The organism is Saccharopolyspora sp. NPDC000995, assembly GCF_053599315.1.
In genome coordinates this window covers 1-21761 of sequence record NZ_JBSFLZ010000119.1, presented here as the reverse complement: position 1 = coordinate 21761, position 21761 = coordinate 1, and the positions used below count along the sequence as shown (strand labels likewise).

At 66.2% G+C, this 21761-nt stretch carries 22 protein-coding genes; 6 read left to right on the top strand and 16 right to left on the bottom strand.

Annotation, left to right across the window (positions count from 1 at the left end):
* Positions 1–616: 616 nt before the first annotated feature.
* The 13 genes from ACWDKQ_RS28800 to ACWDKQ_RS28740 form a co-directional block, all read right to left on the bottom strand.
* A complete protein-coding gene (locus ACWDKQ_RS28800) occupies positions 617–820 on the bottom strand; it encodes a cold-shock protein (RefSeq protein WP_297539976.1) in 204 nt (67 codons plus the stop codon).
* Positions 821–1384: 564 nt separating this feature from the next.
* A complete protein-coding gene (locus ACWDKQ_RS28795; RefSeq protein ID WP_450141913.1) occupies positions 1385–3028 on the bottom strand; it encodes an amidohydrolase in 1644 nt (547 codons plus the stop codon).
* Between the two features lie 58 nt (positions 3029–3086).
* Positions 3087–4166, bottom strand: a complete 1080-nt coding sequence (locus tag ACWDKQ_RS28790) for an ABC transporter ATP-binding protein (RefSeq protein ID WP_450141912.1) — start codon at positions 4164–4166, stop codon at positions 3087–3089.
* 2 nt (positions 4167–4168) lie between these two features.
* A complete protein-coding gene (locus ACWDKQ_RS28785; RefSeq protein ID WP_450141911.1) occupies positions 4169–4975 on the bottom strand; it encodes an ABC transporter permease in 807 nt (268 codons plus the stop codon).
* Positions 4968–5855: an ABC transporter permease gene (locus tag ACWDKQ_RS28780; RefSeq protein WP_450141910.1), complete on the bottom strand. Its 888-nt coding sequence runs from the start codon at positions 5853–5855 to the stop codon at positions 4968–4970. The genes ACWDKQ_RS28785 and ACWDKQ_RS28780 overlap by 8 nt, the downstream gene beginning before the upstream one ends.
* 7 nt (positions 5856–5862) lie before the next feature.
* Complete coding sequence (locus ACWDKQ_RS28775; RefSeq protein ID WP_450141909.1) at positions 5863–6912, bottom strand: ABC transporter substrate-binding protein; 1050 nt, start codon at positions 6910–6912, stop codon at positions 5863–5865.
* 2 nt (positions 6913–6914) lie between these two features.
* Positions 6915–8204 carry an aminotransferase family protein gene (locus ACWDKQ_RS28770; RefSeq protein WP_450141908.1) on the bottom strand — a complete coding sequence of 430 codons (1290 nt, stop codon included), beginning with the start codon at positions 8202–8204 and terminating at the stop codon, positions 6915–6917.
* Between the two features lie 249 nt (positions 8205–8453).
* A complete protein-coding gene (locus ACWDKQ_RS28765; protein WP_450141907.1) occupies positions 8454–8636 on the bottom strand; it encodes a hypothetical protein in 183 nt (60 codons plus the stop codon).
* A 135-nt stretch (positions 8637–8771) separates the two neighbouring features.
* On the bottom strand, positions 8772–9047 hold the full coding sequence (locus ACWDKQ_RS28760) for a hypothetical protein (protein WP_450141906.1): 276 nt from the start codon (positions 9045–9047) through the stop codon (positions 8772–8774).
* A 46-nt stretch (positions 9048–9093) separates the two neighbouring features.
* The gene (locus ACWDKQ_RS28755; RefSeq protein ID WP_450141905.1) at positions 9094–10512 is read right to left on the bottom strand and encodes an aldehyde dehydrogenase family protein; all 1419 of its coding nucleotides are present in this window, start codon (positions 10510–10512) and stop codon (positions 9094–9096) included.
* 68 nt (positions 10513–10580) lie between these two features.
* On the bottom strand, positions 10581–11936 hold the full coding sequence (locus ACWDKQ_RS28750; RefSeq protein ID WP_450141904.1) for an MFS transporter: 1356 nt from the start codon (positions 11934–11936) through the stop codon (positions 10581–10583).
* Positions 11937–12128: 192 nt separating this feature from the next.
* Positions 12129–12518, bottom strand: a complete 390-nt coding sequence (locus ACWDKQ_RS28745; RefSeq protein ID WP_450141903.1) for a cupin domain-containing protein — start codon at positions 12516–12518, stop codon at positions 12129–12131.
* 26 nt (positions 12519–12544) lie between these two features.
* Positions 12545–13357 carry an IclR family transcriptional regulator gene (locus ACWDKQ_RS28740; protein WP_450141902.1) on the bottom strand — a complete coding sequence of 271 codons (813 nt, stop codon included), beginning with the start codon at positions 13355–13357 and terminating at the stop codon, positions 12545–12547.
* Positions 13358–13526: 169 nt separating this feature from the next.
* Between ACWDKQ_RS28740 and ACWDKQ_RS28735 the strand changes: the two genes are divergently transcribed.
* The 3 genes from ACWDKQ_RS28735 to ACWDKQ_RS28725 are packed head-to-tail and all read left to right on the top strand — an operon-like array spanning position 13527 to position 16216.
* Positions 13527–14414: a DUF6282 family protein gene (locus ACWDKQ_RS28735; RefSeq protein WP_450141901.1), complete on the top strand. Its 888-nt coding sequence runs from the start codon at positions 13527–13529 to the stop codon at positions 14412–14414.
* Complete coding sequence (locus ACWDKQ_RS28730) at positions 14407–15171, top strand: HpcH/HpaI aldolase family protein (protein WP_450141900.1); 765 nt, start codon at positions 14407–14409, stop codon at positions 15169–15171. Before ACWDKQ_RS28735 ends, ACWDKQ_RS28730 begins: the two co-directional genes overlap by 8 nt.
* Positions 15164–16216, top strand: a complete 1053-nt coding sequence (locus tag ACWDKQ_RS28725; protein ID WP_450141899.1) for a dihydroorotate dehydrogenase — start codon at positions 15164–15166, stop codon at positions 16214–16216. The genes ACWDKQ_RS28730 and ACWDKQ_RS28725 overlap by 8 nt, the downstream gene beginning before the upstream one ends.
* Positions 16217–16811: 595 nt before the next feature.
* Here the strand turns inward: ACWDKQ_RS28725 and ACWDKQ_RS28720 are convergent.
* From ACWDKQ_RS28720 to ACWDKQ_RS28710, 3 genes are all read right to left on the bottom strand, one after another.
* Positions 16812–17018 carry a hypothetical protein gene (locus ACWDKQ_RS28720; RefSeq protein ID WP_450141898.1) on the bottom strand — a complete coding sequence of 69 codons (207 nt, stop codon included), beginning with the start codon at positions 17016–17018 and terminating at the stop codon, positions 16812–16814.
* 24 nt (positions 17019–17042) lie between these two features.
* A complete protein-coding gene (locus ACWDKQ_RS28715; protein ID WP_450141897.1) occupies positions 17043–17210 on the bottom strand; it encodes a hypothetical protein in 168 nt (55 codons plus the stop codon).
* 124 nt (positions 17211–17334) lie between these two features.
* Entirely contained in the window at positions 17335–18417 is a 1083-nt protein-coding gene (locus ACWDKQ_RS28710; protein ID WP_450141896.1) for a LacI family DNA-binding transcriptional regulator, read from the bottom strand.
* A gap of 106 nt (positions 18418–18523) precedes the next feature.
* On the opposite strand from ACWDKQ_RS28710, the gene ACWDKQ_RS28705 reads away from it, so the two are divergent.
* The 3 genes from ACWDKQ_RS28705 to ACWDKQ_RS28695 all read left to right on the top strand — a co-directional run.
* Positions 18524–19543: a glycoside hydrolase family 3 N-terminal domain-containing protein gene (locus ACWDKQ_RS28705; RefSeq protein ID WP_450141895.1), complete on the top strand. Its 1020-nt coding sequence runs from the start codon at positions 18524–18526 to the stop codon at positions 19541–19543.
* 21 nt (positions 19544–19564) lie between these two features.
* A complete protein-coding gene (locus ACWDKQ_RS28700; RefSeq protein ID WP_450141894.1) occupies positions 19565–21169 on the top strand; it encodes a PucR family transcriptional regulator in 1605 nt (534 codons plus the stop codon).
* Between the two features lie 164 nt (positions 21170–21333).
* A partial coding sequence (locus ACWDKQ_RS28695) for a histidinol dehydrogenase (RefSeq protein ID WP_450141893.1) occupies positions 21334–21761 on the top strand: 428 nt, incomplete at its 3' end.

The window sequence follows — 21761 nt, the reverse complement described above, 5'->3', positions numbered from 1 at the left end:
ACCAGCCCAGACGGTCCCATCAGTGGCAAACAGGTGGTCCCATGCTCCTGGCAAAACCGGCTCTGAGGTGGTCCCTTACTCCTGGCAGCCGACACTCCATCGGCACATCCGCTTGGGTATGTCGCCGAGGCCCGCGGCAACACGAGACTGCCCGCTTGTGGGGTGGTCTCCACCGACCCTACGCGGTGCCCCGGCTAGCGAGTCGACTCGAGAGAGCGCAGCCACCAGACCGGAGGTGATTCGGCTTGGTATACCCACACCGTGGGTGCCATGTGGTGGTGGTCATCCGCGCCATCGCGGACGGGACGGGCACGGACAGCGTCAACCGTCCAGCTCAGGGCCGAAGTGGCATAACAGGTCTTCCCACGATTCCGGGGATTGACAAACCCGCCGGAACGCGGTCCTGGCAGTAGTCCACGGTCGACCGCAGCAGGTCGGTCTGGCGAGGCGCACGTCCCAACGTCACCCGACCATCCTGCCAAAACGATCACCTCAACCGGGAAAGACACCCCAATCCTTAGCCACCCAAAACACCAGCCACCTAGGGGCCGTTTGCGTTCCAGCGACTGAACGACGCGCCCGCACCGCGGGGAACGGGCGCGTCCGCGTTCAGTCCTCAGATAGCACGCACGCCTTGAGCCTGCGGACCCTTCTGGCCCTGTCCGATCTCGAACTCAACGCGCTGGCCTTCATCGAGAGACTTGAAGCCGGTGCCCTGGATCTCCGAGTAGTGCACGAAGACGTCAGGACCGCCGCCATCCTGCGCGATGAACCCGAAGCCCTTCTCACCGTTGAACCACTTCACACTGCCTTGCGCCATGCCTGCATCTCCTCGCGGTGCCGTCTTGTCCCCACGGTGAGGCCAGCCGACTACCGAATACGAAGCCACAAGCATTGCACCCTACCCCTCAGCCAGCTAGAGCGGATGCTGAAATCTGCCCAGCACCGCAGACCTGCACCCCACCCACTGCCGCAACTCGGTCATCACAGGGCACGGCAATCAGTCCCGCGTATCCGCACCCGATGCCCTCTCATCAGCGCACAGCCAAACTGCCACCACACCGTCCTGCGGCACGCCCCCGACACCCCCGCAGACACGATCGCCACGGCCATCGACGACAACAACACCCCAAATAACACCTTCCAGCGGCACACAACTACGGCCGCGCCGGTCCGTCAGCTACGTCGAGAACACTGATCCAGAAGCGCTAGGGAACACAGGTTCTAGTATGACCCCGACCGGAAGCAACAACCGCGACCGTTTGGTCAGTTCTCTGAGCCGGTCACGAGCGTGCTTCATAGCCCTGTCCGAGGGCCAGCGAGCGAGGAACGTCACCGACCACTTGCGGTTCCGCCATCCGGCACTTCCGTCCAACCGCTGGCGTCAAGTCGCGTGGCCGCTTTCCCAGCTGTTCCCAGCAACCAGATCAGCAGTGAAAACGGGTCGGCCACCGGCAACAGTCAGCACGATGGCGAGCTCAGGAATCTCGACTGGGTCAGCGGTGAGGATGTCGCCGTCGAGAACCACCAGATCGGCGAGCAAGCCGGGCCGGAGCGCGCCCTTGCGATGCTCGGCGTGCTCCAGGTATGCGCCGGCCGTGGTCCACAACCGGATGGCCTGCTCGAAAGTGAGCCGCTGCCCGGGAGCGAGTTCGGCCAGCGGGCTCGGGGCCGCGCCGAGGAATGTCGCCAGCCCACGCCGCCAGTCTGGATAGGTGACGGGGGCGTCCGAGCTGTCCGCCGTGAGCACACCGGCCGCCTCAAGGGCACCCGCCGGAAACGCCCGAGCCCACCGGTCCTCGCCGATCGCCGCCGACATACCGGGGCCGGCGCTGCCCTTCATCAGCGAGCTCGTGATCACGCCGATACCATGCTCGGCCAAAACGGGCAGCGCCGCCTCCGACAGCAGGGTGCCGTGGATCAGTGCGTGCCGAGCCTGCGGCCACGGGTCCCGCGCCTGCGCGCGCAGGATTCCCTCAATCGCGGCGTCGGCCGCGCGATCGCCGGTGACATGGATCTGCACCTGGAGCCGGTGACGATGAATCGTCTCGATGATGTCCCACAGCTGCGCGCACCTGGCCTGGTCGTCCTCACCGGAGGTGAGAAGACTCCCGTGGCCGCCACACGGGTACGGCTGGTGCAGCCACGCGGTGCTGTGACTGGGCACACCGTCGGCGAACAACTTCACGCCACCGATGCGTAACCACTCGTCGCCGAGCCCGGTCGAGACACCCGAATATCGCAATGCGGTACGGATACCGTCCAAGGAGGTGCTCGGTGACGGCCAGTCCCAATGCAGCAGGGTGTTGACCCGGACCGACAGCTCACCTCGCCGATGCAGCGTCCCGTAGTCGCGCAGGAGCTCCGGCAGCACGACCGGGTCGGTGACGCTCGTGATGCCCAGGGAGTTGAGCTTCCGCATCGCGGCGATGATCGCGTCCAGCCGCGCCTGCTCGTCCTGCTGCGGAATGTGCCGACCGACGAGGATTCCCGCCGATTCCAACAGCAGTCCCGTCGGCTCACCGGCCGCGTCGCGCACGATCCGGCCACCCACCGGATCCGGGGTTTCCCTGTCGATTCCGGCTACGCGCAGGGCGGCCGTGTTCACCAGCGACGAATGTCGGGAGGCGTGGTGCAGGACCGCCGGGCGTGCACCGGTGACGGGGTCGAGCTGCGCGCGATGGGGCTGCGTTCCGGCGTGGAACTCGGCGATCGCGGCCTCCCGCCACCCCTCCCCGATCAGCCACTGACCGCCGGTGAGGCCCGGAATTCCTTCCGCCAGAGCCCTTTCCAGCGCGGCGAGGGAGTCAACGTGGCCTAGCCCGACCGAACGCAAGGACTCACCGAACATGGCCAGGTGGAGGTGAGCATCGTTGATCCCCGGTAGCACGCTTCGCCCGTCCAGATCGATCACCTGGGTATTTGGCCCGATGAGCTCGTCGATCTCCGTGCCGCCTACCGCGGCGATACGCTTGCCCGATACAGCCAGCGCGTCGGCGACCGAGAACTGATCGTCGACGGTGATCACCCGTCCGTTCCGGAGCACGAGATCCGCGGCTCGGGCCGGGTGGTGCTCGCGAGGTGCTTTACGCCGTGACAACTGCGCCCCCGAACATGGTGACATCGCGGTGGTCCGCCTGCTCCGGGTCGGCGACCACGGCCTGGTCCCCCGGATTCCAGGCTGCCACCACGCTTTGACCAGGTCCGGAGGGCAGCGCGGCACCGGCCAGGACCATAGCCGAACCACGCGTTCCGTCCGCGAAGCGCAGCCCGACCTGACGATGATTGCCGACGTAGACCACGTCGGTGATAGTGGCGCTCATCCGGTTGTGCCCAGAGGGCACTGGTGCCCCTTCGAGGTGGAGCGTCAGGCGTTCTGGGCGCACGACGACGACCGCCCCGGGCTGCTCGAGGCTGTGGAAGCAGTTGGACTCGCCGAGGAATTGGGCGACGAAAAGCGTTTCGGGGCGCTCGTAGAGGTCCGCCGGTGTACCGACCTGCTCGATCTTGCCCTCGTTGAACACGGCAATGCGATCGGACAGCGTGAGCGCCTCGTGCTGGTCGTGGGTGACGAAGATGAACGTCATGCCGAGCTCGCGGTGCATCCGGGCGATCTCGCGCTGCAGCTGGTCGCGCAGCTTCTTGTCCAGTGCACCGAGCGGCTCGTCCATCAGCAGCGCCTTCGGTCGGTAGACCACCGCACGGGCCAGCGCCACGCGCTGCTGCTGGCCGCCCGAGAGCTGGGCGGGCAGCCGGTCGGCGAACTCCTCGAGGTGGACCAGTTTCAGCGCCTCAGCCACCTTGTCCGCGATCTCGGCCTTGCCGAGCCCGCGCTGCTGCAGCGGATACGCCACGTTCTTCGCCACAGTCATGTGCGGGAACAGGGCGTACTGCTGGAACACGACGCCAAGGTTCCTTCTGTGCGGCTTGACTCGCGAGATGTCCTTGCCGTCGATGCAGATCGAGCCCGCGGTTAGCGAGGTGAACCCGGCGATCATCGACAGCATCGTGGTCTTGCCCGAACCGGACGGGCCGAGGAAGGTCATGAACTCGCCCGGGGCGATATTTAGCGAAACATCGTCGACGGCGGGGCGCGGCATCGCCGGATAGGCCTTGTTCGCGTCCTTGATCGTGATTCCGTGACCGCTGGTGGTTGCCTGGTCCATGGCTAATTCGCTTTCAGTTGCGCAGGGTGGTTCGGCCGACGGCGGATGAACTGCGGAATGATCAGCACGACCGTGGTGGCGACGACGATCAGGCTGGACGCTGCCGCGATCGTCGGGTCGATCTGGAGAGTGATCGAGTCGTACATCTGCACCGGCAGCGTGCGGATGTCCGGGGTCTGCAGGAACAGCGCGATCACTACTTCGTCGAGCGAGGTGACGAAGGCGAAGACGAAACCCGACGCGACACCGGGGAGCACGAGTGGGAGGGTGACGCGCAGGAACGTGGTCACGCGGTTCGCACCCAGGCTCGCCGACGCGGTCTCAACGGTGCGGTCGTACCCGGCGAGGCTCGTCCCCACTGACGTGACCACGAACGGCACGGCGAGGACCGTATGCGCGAGAACGAAACCGAGCGCAGTCCCGTTCAGCTGCCACCGCAGAAAGATCCCGTAGGTTGCCACCGCGACGACGATGCCGGGCACGATCATCGGTGCCATCATCGCCGAGCGCACGATGCCGGAGCCGCGCCAGCCCGCTCGGTTAAGCGCGAAGGCCGCCGCCACGCCGAGGATCGTCGCCGCCAGCGCAACCAGGAGTCCGATTTGGACAGAGGTCAGTAGCGAACGCATCCATTCCGAAGACGAGAAGAACTCCCGGTACCACCGAAGCGACCATTGGCGGGGCGGGAACTCGAAGGTCTGGGCGTCCCCGAAGCTCATCGGGATCACCACCAAAGTCGGGCCGAGCAGCAGCGCCGCGACAACCGCGACCCAAACCTTCAGCCCCCAGCCGATTCCGCTCTCACGCACGATCCACCGCCTTGGTCAGACCCGCCATCGGACGCGCGATCCGGGACACGACGAACAGCGCCAGCAAGGTGACCAGCAGCAGGACCGCACCCAGCGCGCCACCACCACCGAAGTCCAGCAGGTCGCTGACCCGGGTCTCGATCACCTGCGAGACGAGTGACTGCTGCGGAGAGCCGAGCAGGGCCGGAGTGATGAAGAAGCCCAGCGTCATGATGAACACGAGGGAGAAACCCGAGACCACGCCCGGAATCGACAGCGGCAGATACACCGTGCGCAGCGCCGTGAGCCTCGACGCGCCGAGGCTGGCCGCCGCGTTGAGCAGCTTCACGTCGATCGAGCTCATCGAACTGTATAGCGGCAGCACCACGAACGGCAGCATCACCTGCACCATCGCCACCGTCACCCCGGTCACCGACCCGAGCAACACCACCCCATCCACACCGAACGCGTTGAAGAACTTCTCAATCGCACCGCCGCGCTGCTCCAGCAAATACCAGGCGAAATTGCGGGCCATAACGCTGGTCCAGAACGGCAGCAGCACCAGCACGGTCAGGATTGCGCGGGCCCGTTGCCCGATCCTCGTCATGGCGAACGCGTAGGGGTAGGCGATGACGAGGGTGCACACGCTCACGATCAGCGCCGTCCGCAGGGTCCGGAGCAGGACCGTAATGGACACCCCGTCGTGCAGCAGGGCCAGGTAGTTGCCAAGCCCTGGATGGGGCTCGGTGAAGCTCTGCCACACGATGATGGCCAGCGGGTAGAAGAAGAACACGAGCAGCACGGCAGCGGCTGGAAGAAGCAGCCAGCCAGCCGCTGCCCGGAGTCGGCCGCGGCGGGCTTTCTCGGCGACGGCCGCGGTGGGAATCGTCACGGTGGTCATGGCCGGCTCAGCCCGCCAGCCATGCGGTGTATTTCCGGGTAACCGCGTCGAGATTCTGTCCCCACCAATCGGCATTCGCGTAGAAGGTGTTGGGCTTGTGGGCGTCCGAGAACGCGTCGATCTGCTGCTGGACCGGATCGAAGTTGGGCTTGATCTGCGCGCTGACCGGCTGGACAGAGGCCAGTTCGGAGAACTTCGCCGACTGCGGGGGTTGCGAGGTGAACGCGATGAACTTCATCGCCTCGGCCTTGTTCGGCGATCCCTTGGGCACGATGAGGTCGTCCCAGAGGACGATCGTCTTGTCCCAGACCGGAGCGAACGACGCACCTGCCTTGATCGCCTGATACGCCCGCGAGGACGGCAACAGTGCCATGTCGGCCTGGCCGTCCACCATCGCCTGCTGGATTTGGCCGTAGGTCTTGGCGAACGTGGTCACGCTCTTGATCGAGTCGAGCTTCTTCAGCGCGCGATCGACGTCCAGCGGGTAGAGCTTGTCCACCGGCACGCCATCGGCCAGCAACGCATACTCCAGCAACCCGGCCCCGATCTCCGGCGGAACGATCCGCTTGCCCGGATACTTCTTGAGATCGAAGAAGTCCGCGATGTTGGTGGGCGGGTTGCCGGCGAACTTCTTCGTGTCGTACATGAAAATCGTGGCGTAGAAGTAGGCCGGCACACCGCAGTCGTTCACCGTGCCTAACGGATACGGGTTCTTGTCGATGACGGTGAAGTCCAGCTTCTCCAGGTACGTGCCGCAGTACTGGGCGGCGGCCGACGCGCCGTTGTCGATGACATCCCAGGTGACCTTGCCGGCATCGACCATCGCTTTCATCTTGGCCTCGTCGGTCGGCCCGTCGTTGCGGAACTGGATGCCGGTCGCGGCCGTATAAGGTTCCTGCCACGCCTTCTTTTGGTTGTCTTGGAAGGCACCGCCGAACGAGACGAAGGTCAGTGATTTGCCGCCATCACCGGCGGGTCCACCGATCGCACAGGCCGTCAGCGTGCTCGCGGCGAGGGTGGCGATCGTCGTCGCCACGAAGAGTCTGTACCAACGCATGCTTACTCTGCCGCCTTTACATGTTCGATGAGGACCTCGGTGAGGATGTCCACCTGTTCTTCGGTGATGACCAGCGGCGGAGACAGCACGATGCTGCTGCCGGACGCGCGGACGATCACGCCGTCGGCGCGGGCACCGTTCTGGATGGGCGTGCTGTCCCGGTCGAGTTCGATACCGAGCATCAAGCCGACGCCACGCACCTCAACCACGTGGTCGAGATCCTCAAGCGGTTTGAGCGCATTAAACAACCGTTGCCCGAGAATCTTGGCCCGTTCGAGCAACCCCTCCGATTGCAGAATGTCGATGTTCGCCAGCGCCACCGCCGCGCCGACGGGATGCCCGTTGTAGGTGAAGCCGTGCAGAAACAGCGCGCCATCGGCGAGTTTGAGCACCCGCCGCCCGATGAGCACCGCGCCCATGGGGATGTAACCGCTGGTGATCCCCTTCGCGGTGACGATCATGTCCGGTTCGATGCCGAAGCGCTCGCTGGCGAACCAGTGCCCGGTGCGGCCGAATGCCGTCACGATCTCATCCGCGATCAACAGGATGTCGTTGCGCCGTAGCACTTCCTGCACCCGCGGCCAGTAGCCCTCCGGCGGCGGGACCATGCCTCCGACCCCGAGGACCGGCTCGCCGATAAACGCCGCGATCTTGTCGGCGCCGATCTGCTCGATGCGCTGCTCCAGCTCGGCGATCAGGATGTCGGTGGCGTTCTCGCCGCGCACCGCGGCTTGGGGCTTGCCGAGAAACTCGATTCCGGGGACGAGCGGCCCGAACCCGGCCCGCAGCCGGTCGATCCCGGTCGCAGCCAAGGAACCACCGCCCATCCCGTGGTAGCCGCCGGTCCGGGCCAGGATGACGGTGCGTTCCGGATTGCCGGCGTGTGCCTGGGCGAGCCGGGCGAGCTTGATTGCCGTCTCGGTGCCTTCCGATCCTCCGTTGGTGAAGAAGACCCGCTCGATGCCGCCCGGCGCCAGCGACAGCAGCCGCTCGGCCAGGCGGATCGCCGGCTCGTTGGAGTAGTCCCCGAACGAGGAGTAGAACTCCAGTTTCGCGATCTGCTCTGCGGCGACCTGCGCCAGCTCAGCCCGGCCGTGACCGACTGCGCATTGCCACAACCCGCACGTGCCATCCACGTATTGGTTTCCCGAAACGTCCCACAGGGTGGCTCCGGCGGCACGATCGAAGATCACCGGTGCAGCGGCCGAACCGATCGTTGTGTGCGGGTGGATCAGTGAACGCACGTCCAGCGCCGCCAGCTCCTGCGCCCGTTCGTACCCGGTGGTTGCCATGTGCTAGTCCCGTCTGCTTGTGTTCCACATCGAGATATTCTGTTCGCTCAATGCGGAACGACTGAACTTTAAGCTGAGCCCAGCAAACGCGTCAAGACGCTATATATACCCGAAACTTACTGAAAAGTGTGGATGTTGGTCGTTACCGGTAATCGCTTGATCTGTCTGATATCGCACACGGACTCCCGCATGACAGGACACACGCGTGATCCGGCACCTGACGCAGGGGCAGCAGCGAAGCCCGCGCTCTCAGGTCAACCGAAGGTGACGACGCAGCGCAGCAACCGAACCGCCGTCCAGCACACGGAGCTCCTCGGGCAGCGCGGCGAGGTCGATACGGACGCTGATCAAGGTATCGAGCTGGAGCTTTCCAGCCTGCCACAGTCCGACCGACCGGTGGAAGTCCTGCCGGATGTCGCAGGAGCCGAACACAGAGCCGATGAGCCGCTTGCCACCCGCGTAGAGCTCGTAGGCGCTGAATTCGACCGGCTTGTCCTTCGGATGCGCAAGCCGTCAATTCCGTTGTGCTCCAACACCGCTGCCCGCTGCCCGCATAACTGTTCGCTTTCACCTAATGATGGTCAAATGTCGTTGTCGCGGGTTTCCGGTCCGATCGCTGCGCCGAGGACGATCAGCAAACCGGCAACCTGACGTGCCAGGATCCGGGGTGGCCGGCTGGAAGTAGGACATCGCCGGCGCCAGGGCCACCACCGGCAAGTAGATGTCGAACTGGTCGACGAAGTACCCGAGCATGCCACCAAGCTGGGCCCGGCATCCGCGCTGCCGGTCGGTCATACCGGGTTCGCGGGTGGCCTGGTGCACCGGTACGGCGGTATCGGACATGGCAGGTCTCCCTTGACTTGCACTGATGTGACTGTCCGAGAAGCGGTCAGTATTGATAGGACTTCGTGCGCAGGTATTCCTCGACGCCGTAGCGCCCGCGTTCCCGACCGAAGCCGGACTGTTTGGTCCCACCGAAAGGCGCCGACGGGTTGAACTTGCCACCGTTGAGGTAGACGGTGCTGGCATTGAGCTGGGCACCGACCCGCTCGGCACGGGCGATGTCAGCCGACCAGACGGCGGCGTTGAGCCCGTATCGAGTTCCATTGGCCACCGCAACCGCCTCATCCTCGTCATGGACCGGGATGATCGCCAGTACCGGTGCGAACACCTCCTCCTGGGCGATCTCGGAGTCCGGGTCGACCTCGGAGAAAACTGTTGGGGTGACGTAAAAGCCCTCTTCCGCACCTTCGGGCGGACGGGGACCGCCGAGCAGCAATTTGGCGCCGGAGTCCGTCCCCGACGCGATCAGCCCATAAGCGCGCTCGCGCTGGGCGGCCGAGATGACGGGACCGAGCGTGGTGCGTTCGTCGGAAGGGTCGCCGACGCGGAAGGAACTGGCGGCCTCAACCGCGATCCGCTCCACCTCGGCCAGCTTCTCCCGTGGCACGATCATCCGGGACAGCGCGGCGCACACCTGCCCGCCGTTGGCATAGCAGTTGACCACCCCCGCCTTGACCGCCGCGTCGAGGTCCGCATCGGGAAGCAGGATCTGCGCGCTCTTCCCGCCCAATTCCAGCGCGACCTTCTTCACCGTCGCCGCCGCGAGCTCTGCCACCCGCCGGCCCGCCCGGTCCGAACCGGTGAAGGAGATCATGTCGACCTCCGGGTGCCGGACCAGCGCCTCGCCGACCTCGACGCCCGTCCCCGACACCAGGTTGAATACCCCCGGCGAGAACCCGGCCTCGTCGATGATCTCGGCGAGCAGGTACGGGCTGAGCCCGGCGACCTCGCTGGGCTTGGCAACCACAGTGCAGCCGGCGACCAGAGCGGGCGCCACCTTCAGCGCCAGCTGGTAGAGCGGGAAGTTCCACGGCGTGATAGCGCCGACCACGCCGATCGGCTCGCGGTGGACGCGGGAATTACCGATCTCCTCGACCGCCAGTAACTTCTCGATCGATGCGGCGGCGTCGTTGAAGGTGTGCATCGCGACGCCGAACTGGGTGTTCACCGCCTGAACGCGAGGCGTGCCGACCTCACTGATGATCGAGTCCAGCACCTCGTCGCGGCGTTTCTCCAAGCCGGCCGCTACAGCGCGCACCAGCTCGATCCGGCGGGACGCCGGAGTAGCTGCCCAACCGGGGAAGGCACGCCGGGCCGCCGTCACGGCGACGTCCACATCGGCGGCCGCACCCGCGGGAACGCTGCCGATGACCTTGCCGGTGGCCGGGTTCACGATTTCGATCGATGCGGTTCCGCTTGATGCGACCCAAGAGCCGTCGACATAGATGGTGTCGTGGACGATCACGCCTTACTCCTTTTTCGCGATGGTCATGCGGATCTTTGACAGAGAATCGCTGTCGGGGCCAGTCCGAATCAGGATTGAGCGGTCCGCCGCTGTTCGGCTGCGGAATGCGCTGGCTGGACGGAGCCGCGCTCCGCGCTCACCGCCAGGTGGTCGGTGTCCACACCGGCCCGAACCCGCTTTCCGATCACGAAGACGCAGGCTGCGCTCACCAGTCCGGTCGCGGTGAGGAAGAGGGCCACCGGTAGGTAGTTCCCGCCCTTGCCGATCAGCGCGACCGCGATGAGCGGTGCGATACCACCGCCGAGGATGCCTGCGAGCTGGTAGCACAGGGAAATACCGGTGAAGCGGACCTCGGCGGGGAACAGCGCGGCGGCGAAGGCGGGCAGCGGGCCGTAAACCATCGACCGGCCGATGTTGTAGAGGATCATGCCCAGCCACAGCAGCGCGACGACTTGCGTCGCGGCCAGCGCGAACAACGGTACGGACAACGCGGCCGTGATCAGCGTACCGGCCGCGATGACCGGCAGCCTTCCCCTTCGGTCGGCAAGCAACGCGGCCGCCGGCAACGCCACGATCTGCACGACGGCCACGAGCATCGTCCCGACCAGCAGCTGATTGGAGCTGAAGCCGAGGTGCCGGGTGCCGAAACTGGTGAGGAACGTTGTCGAGAGGTAGAACCCGGTGAGAGTGACGATCATCGCGCCGGTGCCGAGCAGCACACCCGCCCAGTGGTTGCGAAGCACGGTGCCGATTGGCAACCGCACCGGTGCCTTCTTCTTGGCTACCAACGGGCTTTCCTCGATCCGGGACCGGACGAACTGTCCGAACGCAATCAGCACGACCGACAGCAGGAACGGAATCCGCCAGCCCCAGCTGTGCACGGTGTCGCGGGGCAGCGCCTCGACCCCAGCGAACACGGCGGCCGCCAGCAGCAAGCCCAGCGGTGAGCCGACCTGAGCGAAGGAACCGAACAACGTCCTGCGGTGCGCCGGTGCACGTTCCACGCCCAGCAGAACGGCACCACCCCATTCACCGCCGACCGCGATGCCCTGCAGGAAACGCAGCACCACCAGCAGGATCGGCGCCGCGATGCCGACGGTCGCGTACGTGGGCAGCACCCCGATGGCGAAGGTGGAAAAACCCATCAGCAACAGGGTGACCAGCAGGACGTATTTGCGTCCGATCCGGTCGCCGAGATGACCGAAGAGAATGCCGCCAATGGGCCGGGCCAGGAAGCCGATCGCGAACGTCCCGAACGCCGACAGCGTCTGGGCCGTGGAGTTCAACGAGGGAAAGAACAGATCCCCGAACACCAGCGCTGCCGCAGTGCCGTAGATGTAGAAGTCGTACCACTCGACCATGGTCCCGACCAGAGATGCGGCGGCGACCCGGCGGAGTTCGCCGGCGTCGGTTCTTTCGGACATCGTCGTCCCTTTCACACTGAACTTCCTTGAGAGGTGTTGGGTCTATCGCGGTGGGAACTGATCGGAATTTGCTGCCGTGCGGGCAATGCTGTCGATCGAGTTGGTCGCCGGGGGATGACCAACTCGATCGACAAGGTTCGCGCTGAGACGGTTTCGGCCCCGTCGACGTGGACGCTGGCGGCGGGCAGCCGATCAGCTTTCCTTTTCCCGGTGGTCCCGCTGGTAGTCCGCCAGGTGGATCAGGTCCTGGCGGGGCGGTACGAAGATGTCGAGGTTCAGGCATGGGGCTTCCAGCGGCTCGATGTAGTGTTCCGAGCCGGCCGGCACCAGCAGCATCGAGCCTGGGACCATCTCGTGCGGCACACGGTCGATGTAGTAGTTGGCCCGGCCGCTGGCCAAATACGCCAGCTGGTCGAAGTCCTCATGCACGTGCGGATTGAGCTGCAATCCCGGCTCGACGTAGTTCATCACCAACATCACTTCGTCGGTGACGTAACCACGCCGGCTCACGCCCGGCCGCACTTGTTCCAGCGGCACATCGTCCCACCGCACGACCTTGCCGTAGAGATCCTTGCTGCTCATCGTCGATCCTTTCCGAGTGAGGAGAATCAGGATTGCGTCGCCTGCGACGTCGCCCCGGAATGTCCTAGTTGGACGGAGATGCGTTCCGCGGTATCGGCCAGCGCCTGCCCCAGCCGGGACTTCGGCCCCGCCGAAATGGCATCCGATGCACCGACGATCGCCAAAGTCGCGCAGATGACGCCCCGGCTGTCGAAGACCGGCGCGGCGACCGCGCGGACACCCTGCACGACCATCGAGTGCTCACCGAAACCGGTGCGGTGCACTTGCTCGATCCGCTCCTCCACCTCACGCCGGACGTGGGACGGAAGATCGGCGATCAACCTCGCCACGAGGTCACGGTCGGGCAGGTAGGCGAGAAACAACTGCGATTGGGCGGCGAACGGGGGAAGCTCACTGCCCTCCCGGACCGAGACGTGCACCAGCTTCTCGGCATCCTCCTGCACACGGGTGACAACAGCGCCCTTGCCACCCCAGAGGCTGAGCACAACCGTCTCGTGCGCTTGTGCGGCAAGATCCGCCATGTAGGGTGCGGCGACGTCCAGGACCTTGGAGCGGCGCATGGCCACCGAGCCGAGCTGCACCGCCAGCGGGCCGGCCACGAAGGTTCCGTCATCACGCCGCTCCACCAGTCCAGCCCCGGCCATCGACGCCAGGTAGCGGTGCGCTGTGGAACGCTGCAGCCCAAGCCCAGAGGCCACGTCGGTCGGGCGGATCGCCTGATCACGGGCCACCATCCGGAGAATCTCCGCACACCGGGTCACTGCCTGGATGTCGCCGTCTCGTTGTGCGGCTCGCTGGTCCAAGCGGGCAGGCACGCCCTTCTCCGGTCGTTCGGCCACCGATTCCTCGCCTCCTGACAGCCCCCGGGCTGTCCTGAATAACGCGAACTCATTCGCTCGATACGGGACGTGGGCAACGGTAAGCCACCCCGAGACACCGGTCAAGCGGTGACTTGTGAGTCATGGCGGGATATGGTTCCCGGAAATCAGAACATTGCGGAGGCAATCCATGACCGACAAAGAAGTCGATGACCTGCTGCAGGGCGCGGTCGATCTTCACGTGCACCCCGCGCCATCGCCGTTTCCCCGCGAACTGTCATTGCTGGACGCCGTGACGCAGGCCGACGAGGCCGGGTTCAAGGGCCTGATCGTCAAATCACATCACCACAGCATGGTCACCGACGTGCTGGCGGTGTCCGACGCGGTTGGCGGCTTTCCGATTCCGGTGCATTCAGGTGTCGCGTTGAACAACCAGGTCGGCGGGATCAATCCGTACGCGGTCGAGCTCGCACTCAACCTCGGGGGCCGGATCGTCTGGTTCCCCACCATCTCCTCCGGCAGGCACATCTGCGTGCACAACGAGGAGCTGAAATTCCCGCGCACCGCGAAGCCCTTCCGCAAGGACACCTCGACGCGCGTGCTCGACGACGACGGAGAGGTGCTGCCGGAGGTCCGCGACGTGCTCGGCCTGATCAAGGAGGCGGATGCGATCCTCTCCGGCGGGCACATGGGCGTCGACGAGCTGGACGCGGTGATCCGTGCGGCGTATGACCAGGGGATTCGCAAGATCATCGTCAGCCACCCGAACTTCGTCATCGGCGCCGACCCGCAACGCTGCCGCTCATGGGCCGATCTCGGGGTGAAGTTCGAGCACGAGTTGTGCATGTACGACAACCGGTCCTCCTTCTACCACTGGGAACTCGACGTCCTGCTCGATTACGCGAAGGTGCTCGGCATCGATTCGACCATGATCGGCTCGGACCTGGGGCAAGCCGGCAATCCCTTCCCCGTGGACGCCTACCGCAAGATCGTCCGGGGTCTGCTCGACGCGGGCGTGGACAAGGCCGACATCCGTACCATGATCAGCATCAACCCGGGGGAACTGCTCGGTGTCTGATCAGCAGCCCCTCAAAGACCGACTCGATCACCGGCCGGTCCTGGGAACCTTCCTCAAACTGCCCAGACCCGAAGTGGTCGAGGTGCTGGCCATTGCTGGTCTCGACTTCGTCATTTGCGACACCGAACACGGCCAGATAACCGAAACCGACGCGCACGCGGTGATCCAGGCCGGCCGAGCCGCCGGAGTCGCGGTCACCGTGCGCGTGCCGACACCGGATCGCGGCCAGGTCAACCGACTGCTGGAAGCCGGCGCGGCCGGGATCCAACTCTCCGGCGTCACTTCCGCTTCCCAGGCCACGCAACTGCGCGAGCTGACCAGCTATCCGCCGGCCGGAACCCGCAGCCTGAGCACCGCCCAACCGGCTGCCCGATACGGCAGCATCCCGCTTCCCCAATACCTGAGCGCCGCCAATACCGGCACCCTCCGGATCGGCCAACTCGAGACCGCCCGCTACGCTGATCCCCTGGAAGACATCCTGGCCGCGCTCGATCTGGCATTCATCGGTGTCATGGACCTGTCCGTGGATCTCGGCTGCGCCGGCGACACCGACGCACCACAAGTACGCACGCAGATCGAGCGGATCGAGACAGCAGCGCGGTCGACCGGCACTCCCCTCGGCACGTTCGCGGCGACCACGCAGGCCGCGCGAACAGCGCTTGACGCAGGCTACCGCTACATTGCACTCGCCTCCGACCTCGCGCTGCTCACCTCCGCCGCCCGCGCCCGGTTCGAAGGGCTGATCGACCATGGCTGATCTGACCACACACATCGCCGGCCTCGCGCTGAAAAACCCCGCCATCGCCGCGTCCTGCGAGTTCACCATGACCGAGCAGGGCATCCGCGCCTGCATCGACGCCGGAGCCGGCGCGGTGGTGGCCAAATCGATCAACGAGTCCCCGGCGGCCGCCAAACAACTAGACATCGCCGACTACACCCTGCTCGACACCGACCTCGCGCCCGTGAACTGGGGCACCGCCACCGGACGGGAGTCCCTGTTCAACAGGTCCGGTCTCGCCCAGACCACTGTGGACGAGTGGCTGGCCATGCTTCAACGTGCGCAGCGACATGCCGAGACCACCGGATCAAAGGTATTCGGCAGCGTCACCGTTGCCGGCGCCGACGGCGCCGCCGAACTGGCCAGACTGATGGCCGAAGTCGTGCCCGCGGTCGAAGTCAACATCGGCGCCCCGCACGGCCGCGAAGCCCACGCCGTCCGCCAACTCACCGACGCCGCCGGCGTGAAGCACTACGTCCGCACCATCCGCGCCGCGACCGACATCCCGCTGATCGTCAAACTGCCCGGGCAAAGCAGCGACATCCTCGGCATGGCGAAAGCCGCCGCCGACAACGGAGCCGACGCCGTCGCGCTGATCGGTCGACTCAACGGATTCGTGCCCGATCTGGACACCTGGCAACCCGAACTCGGGTCCTGGGGCGCGATCGGCGGACCGTGGATGCTACCGATCAGCCTGTACTGGGTCAGCAAATGCCGCCAAACACTCGGAGACCGGTTCCCGCTGGTCGGCACCAACGGCGCACGCGACGGCCTCGACGTCGCCCGGTTCCTGCTCTCCGGTGCCCACGCCGTCGAACTCGCCAGCATCCTGCTCACCAACGGGCCCGACGCACTCCGGACAACGATCGACGAACTAGCGTCCTATTTGGATCACAGCGGAATCGACTCCCTGAACCAGGTCATCGGCGCGAGCGTCCGCCGCGCCAAGACCTACGCCGACCTACCCCCGATCGACCCACCAAACCGCCCCTGGCAACGATTCCTTCCCAGGCACACCATCTGAAATCGCCGATGCCCTTGTTCCCGCTAAGGCGGGGCTCCCGCGCCCTGAAGTCCACATAGGAATTCCGCACCAGGGGGCGACGAGCCGCACGCGATCGGGCACGACCCTGCCCTTGCCGATAACCGCATCCGTCCTGGTGAGACGCGGCAGCCACGGCGTACGGGTAGGTCGACCGCAGCCCCTCACGCGAGCGCTCCCGCTGCTGTCGGAGGCCACGGCATGGTGATCGACTGTGCTGCTGCGACTGGCCTACCCGGGGTGGGTGTGACCAACGCGTTCGTGATGCTGCGCCTGCTGTCGATGAGTGACCGGGACAAGGACGTCGAGATCCGCGCCTTGCGCTCGCCCGGACCTGCGGCACAAGGTCAACCCAGGTCAATCCAGGCCCTACACCAAGCGCTTGAACAACCACATGAACTTCAGCGATCCCCCGGAGCACCCCCTTGCGTGGCCTGGCGACCAAGGCGTTCACCGTGCGCGGGTCGAGCAGCTCCGCCCCGCGATCGAGCGCATCACCCAGGACTCCTCGCTCCACTGAACAGTGGCCAGCAGATCGACCTGCTCGCCTCGGTAGCACTTCGCTTGCCGCTCACGGTCATCTGCGAATTGCTCGGCGTACCCGCGGCCGCGCGGGCCCGTCGTCGGTGGCGACCCATTCCACGTTCGTCACGTCGTCGCCCCGCACCGGCACGGCCCGCAGTTCCTTTTCCGGTGCCGACCGGCGCGCCGACGCCAGGGACGTCCGCGCTGTGGTCAGGGCAACCGCGAAGATCTCGTGCGTGCGGGGGCGCAGCAGCCGCACCAACTCGACGGCTTCGGGCCCGGTCTACCGCAGCCCACGCCGGTTGACGCGACCCGCGCGCTGCGCCAAGGCCGATCCGTCGGCGAGTTCGGTGACCATTGCCGCCAGGTCGAGGTACCAGCCGACCTCGCCGAGAACGCCACGCTGCGGGAAAGGGTGACCCGGCCCAAGCCGATCACGTTCGTGGAGCACAAGGACTGGTCAGCCAAGACGCCACGCGCGAGTGTGGCCGAAGAGTTGGCCCGTCGGCTCAGCCGTTTGTCCGCGGTATGTCTGGCACCCGCTATCGACATACGTGCCATACCCGCGGCAGCTACTATTTCCCCTGCCCAGCGAGCACGGCGCTAGGAGGAACAGTCGTGGTCGCTCGGATGATGAGTTCGGTGGGTAGTGTCACGCTGTCTGGTTCGGCGCCGGAGAGGATCTCGAACAGCATTTCCGTAGCGATGCGTCCTTTCTCGACCATGGGCTGGCGGATCGTGGTGAGCCCGCGGGCCTCGGCGTCTGGGGCGTCGTCGAAGCCGATGACGGACAGGTCAGCGGGGACGCGCAGGCCGCGTTGGCGTGCCGTGTCCAGCGCCGCGATCGCCATCGTGTCCGATGTCGCGACGATGGCCGTCAGGTCGTGGTCGTCGAGGAGTATTCGGGCGGCGCGGGAACCGGATTCGCGGTCGAACGCTCCTGCCTCCACGACGGGAACCTGTTCGAAGTCACCACCGGCGGAATCGAACGCTTCGCGGTAGCCCTCGATCCGCTCGCGGACCACCCGCTCAGTGCCCAAGGCGCGCCGGTCTGCGTTGACGCGGCCGTGAAAACCGTCCGGCAGGAGGCGTTCCGCGAGGATTCCGATCCGCTCGTGCCCGAGTCGAAGCACGTGCTCGAATTGCTTGCGGGCCGCGTCGCGGTCGGCGATGCCCACCAGGGGCACACCCGGGAGCAAGGGGGCGTCCACGATGACGACCGGGATGTTCCGCGAGCTCAGGGCCGGCAGGTCGGGGTGGTCGTCGGGGAGGCTGTGCACGATGACGCCGTCGACGAGCCCGCGCAGAGCCTGCCGACCGCGCCCGTTCACAGGGTCCGAGTCGTGGGGAAGCGGCAGCAGGGTGAGCGCCTGTTCACCGAGTCTGCCGCTGCTCACGACCCCTTCGAGCAGGAACTTCGTGGACGGGTCGGTGAAGGCGTATTCGAGGGTGTCCATGACCATGACTCCGATGGCGCCGATCTTTCTTGAGCGCAGGCTGGCGCCGACCACGTTCGGGCCCGCGTACCCCATCCGGTCCGCGGTTTCCAGGATGTGCTGACGCTGGCCCTCCGACAGCTTCCCCGGGCGACTGTAGGCGTAGGAGACCGCCGCCTGGGAGACCCCGGCGGCCCGGGCGACGTCCTTCATCGTGACCATTAGTGAATCTTCCTCGGCGAAGCGTCGAAATAGCAGGTGTTGACAGATGTGTTTCGCACCCCCCAGTATCGGTTAAACGTATCACCAACCAGGGAATGGGTCGCCAGTGAGTGAGTCCGAGCGCGATGCGCACGCCGTCCTGCTGCCCGTGGCGGGCGCACTGAAGATGGACGACTGGCTGCGGCAGCTGTTGAGCCGCGGAACGCGCTCAGTCTTGATCGGCGAGACACGCGCGGAGTATGTGTCCCGGGCGATGACGGCCGACCGGCGCGTCCGGGAATCGACGGAGAGCTTCACGTCCTTCACCGCGGGGATCGAGCGCGCCGCCGAAGGACCGGCGCTGATCGCGGTTGACCAGGAGCCGTGGGGGATCGCGCGACTGCACGATCTGGTTCCGGCGTTTCCAGACCAGGACGTGCTGGCGGGTCTGGCCGATGAGGAGATCTCCGCCGCGGCGGCAGGGGTGGGTGCCGCCGCGCGCCGCCTCGGCGTGAACATGTTCCTCTCGCCGGTCCTCGACGTCCTCAGCGGAGCCAACCCCTGGTTGGAGGGGCGAACACTGCCCTACGGCGAGGAAGAAGTGGGCCGAATCGGGGCCGCGTTCGTCGCCGGGGTGCAGAGCGCGGGGGTGATCGCGGTTGCCAAGCACTTCCCCGGCCACCCAGCTCTCGCCCAGGATCCAGCGCTGCACGACACGATGCTGACCGGAACCGGACCGGTGGAGGCGGCCAGCGGTCCCTTCGGGCGGGTGGTCGCGGTCGGCGTACGCGCGATCATGACCGGGCCAGTGGTCGTGGACGCGGTCGATCCCGACGAGCCCGCCTCGACTTCGGCCACCACCGTCGGCCTGCTGCGGCGGGAACTCGGCTTCGCCGGCCTCGTCGTAAGCGACGATCTGGACACCCCGAGCACGACGCGCGGGCGCTCGGTGCACGACACCGCGATGGCCGCCCTCGATGCGGGAGTGGACCTCCTCCTGCTCCCCGGCGGGCCCGAACTCGTGGGCCTCGCTGAGCAGATCGCTTCGCGGGCCCGGGTCGACGCGACCTTCGGCCATCGTCTGTCCGAGGCAGCCGAGCGAGTCCGCCAAGCCGCGAAAGCCGTCGAATCCGAACACCTGTTGTGAACGAACTACGCGGGAACCGAGATGGCAGATGTTCTGACCGTTAGAGCCGCGTTGGAGCTGGAGGTCTTCCAACGCACGGAGGTCCAGGTCCTCGCCGGCGAGGACCTGGACCGTCCGGTCCGCTGGGTGCACACCGGAGAGATCGCGGACATCCACCGCTTCCTCTTAGGCGACGAAATGTTGCTGACCGCCGGCCTCGGCATGGGGAAGACACCTGATCTTCAGCGGGCGTTCATCCGGCGGCTCGCGGACGCCCGCGCCGCCGTGCTCGTCGTCGAGCTGGCCGGACGCATGTTCGAATCGATGCCGGAGGCAGCGGTCGAGGAAGCCCGGGCCGTCGGGCTACCGCTCGTCGGGCTCCGCGACGAGATTCCCTTCGTCGAGGCATCCGCCCAGATCCACGAAGTGCTGGTCGACCTCCGCGTCAGCCAGCTGGTCGAAGAAGAGGCCAACAGCCAGGTGTTCATAGATCTGCTGGCCCACGAGGACTACGTCGGTCTTGTGAACGTGTTCGCCCGGCGCGCCGGTTATCCGGTCGTGTTGGAGAACGCGGCGCACCAAATGCTCGCCTACGCGGGCGCGACCCCGGAAGCGGACAAGGTCGTGGAAACCTGGAGTGCGCACTCTCGGGCGCTGCACGAACGGCATCGTCGTCCCGTGCGTGACACGTCCAGCACCTCGTCGACGAAGGAAGACTTGCCCCGCGATATCGCGAACTGCACTCGCAGTCCCATTGTTCTGCGCGGAGAATCATGGGGCTGGCTGCATCTGTTGCACAACGGAGCGGATCCCACGTCCGCCGATCTCCGCAACCTCGAACGGGCCGCGGCCGCCATAGCGATCACCTTGCTTGGTGAGCGGGAAATCGGCGCCCGCACGGCACAACGCCAGGGCGCGCTGCTCAACCGCCTCCAGTTGGGGGATCTCTCGGGCGAGAAGTTCGTCGGCCGAGCGCTGACACTCGGCCAGGATCTGCGGCACCGTGACCTGATCGTCGTGGTCACCGGGCGGGACGCGAACGGGGAGCCATTCACCAACAAGCACCTGGCGTTCCTGCTCCACGATGCCGGCTGGCCTGCGGTGGTCGGCGACATCGGGGACTTCGACTTGGCTATCGCCGGGCTTCCTCCTGGTGTCGGTGACCGTGAACTTCTCGCGACACTGGCCAAGCGGGGAGTCTGGGGAGGCCTCAGCCGCGTCGTCGCACCCGCAGCGCTGCCGACCGCGTTGCGGCAGGCCCGCAGCGCAGCGTCGGCGGCAGCCGCAGGCCGGGCAAACCAGCTCCTGCGGTTCGACGACCTCGGCGCGCTCCGGCTTCTGGTAGCTCTCGCGGATGGGCCCGAGCTTTCCCGCTACATCGAGGACGAGCTGGGCCCGTTGCTAGAGCACGACGTCCTCGCCTCCCATCCACTGCTGCCCACGCTGCGGGCATTCCTGGAATGCGGCGGCAACAAGGCGCGAGCCGCCGAGGTCCTCTTCGTCCAGCGGCGCACCCTTTACCACCGGCTCGACCGGCTTTCCGCGATCCTCGGTCTCGATCTCGCCGACATCGAAACCCAGCAGCGGCTCCAGCTCGCTCTGCGCGGTCACGACCTGCTTCGCCGACCGGCATCTCGTCGCGGTTGAGCCGCCACCACTCCCCAGCAAGCGTCCCCGCCTTCGTCTCGTCCACGGTGTGCAACGCGGAGCTCGCCTATTACACGGTTTGTACCTGTTGCAGAGCCAGCAGTTTCCGCAGACTTCACGGACAAGACCGAAGTTCTTCCCGTTTCGGCAAGGAGCAGTGCGCAGTGTCCACACCGACCACAGTCGTGAAGAAGCCCGCGGCTCCCGCCGCGGCGCGGACGAGCACCCCGGAAATCGTCGACGCAGTCGCCGAGATCATCGCGGACGTCCGGACGAATGGCGACGTCGCGGTGCGGCGCTGGTCGGAGAAATTCGACTCGTGGACGCCGGAGTCGTACCGACTGGGCCCGGACCAGATCGAGGCGGTCGTCTCTTCCGTTCCGGAAACCGTCCTCGACGACCTGAGGTTCGTGCAACGCCAGGTCCGCGGGTTCGCGCAAGCCCAGCGCGACTCTCTCACCGACTTCGAGGCGGAGACCCTGCCCGGGGTCATCCTCGGGCAGCGCAACATCCCGGTCGGTGCCGCGGGTGCCTACGTTCCGGGCGGGCGATATCCGCTGACTGCCTCGGCGCACATGACCGTGGTGACGGC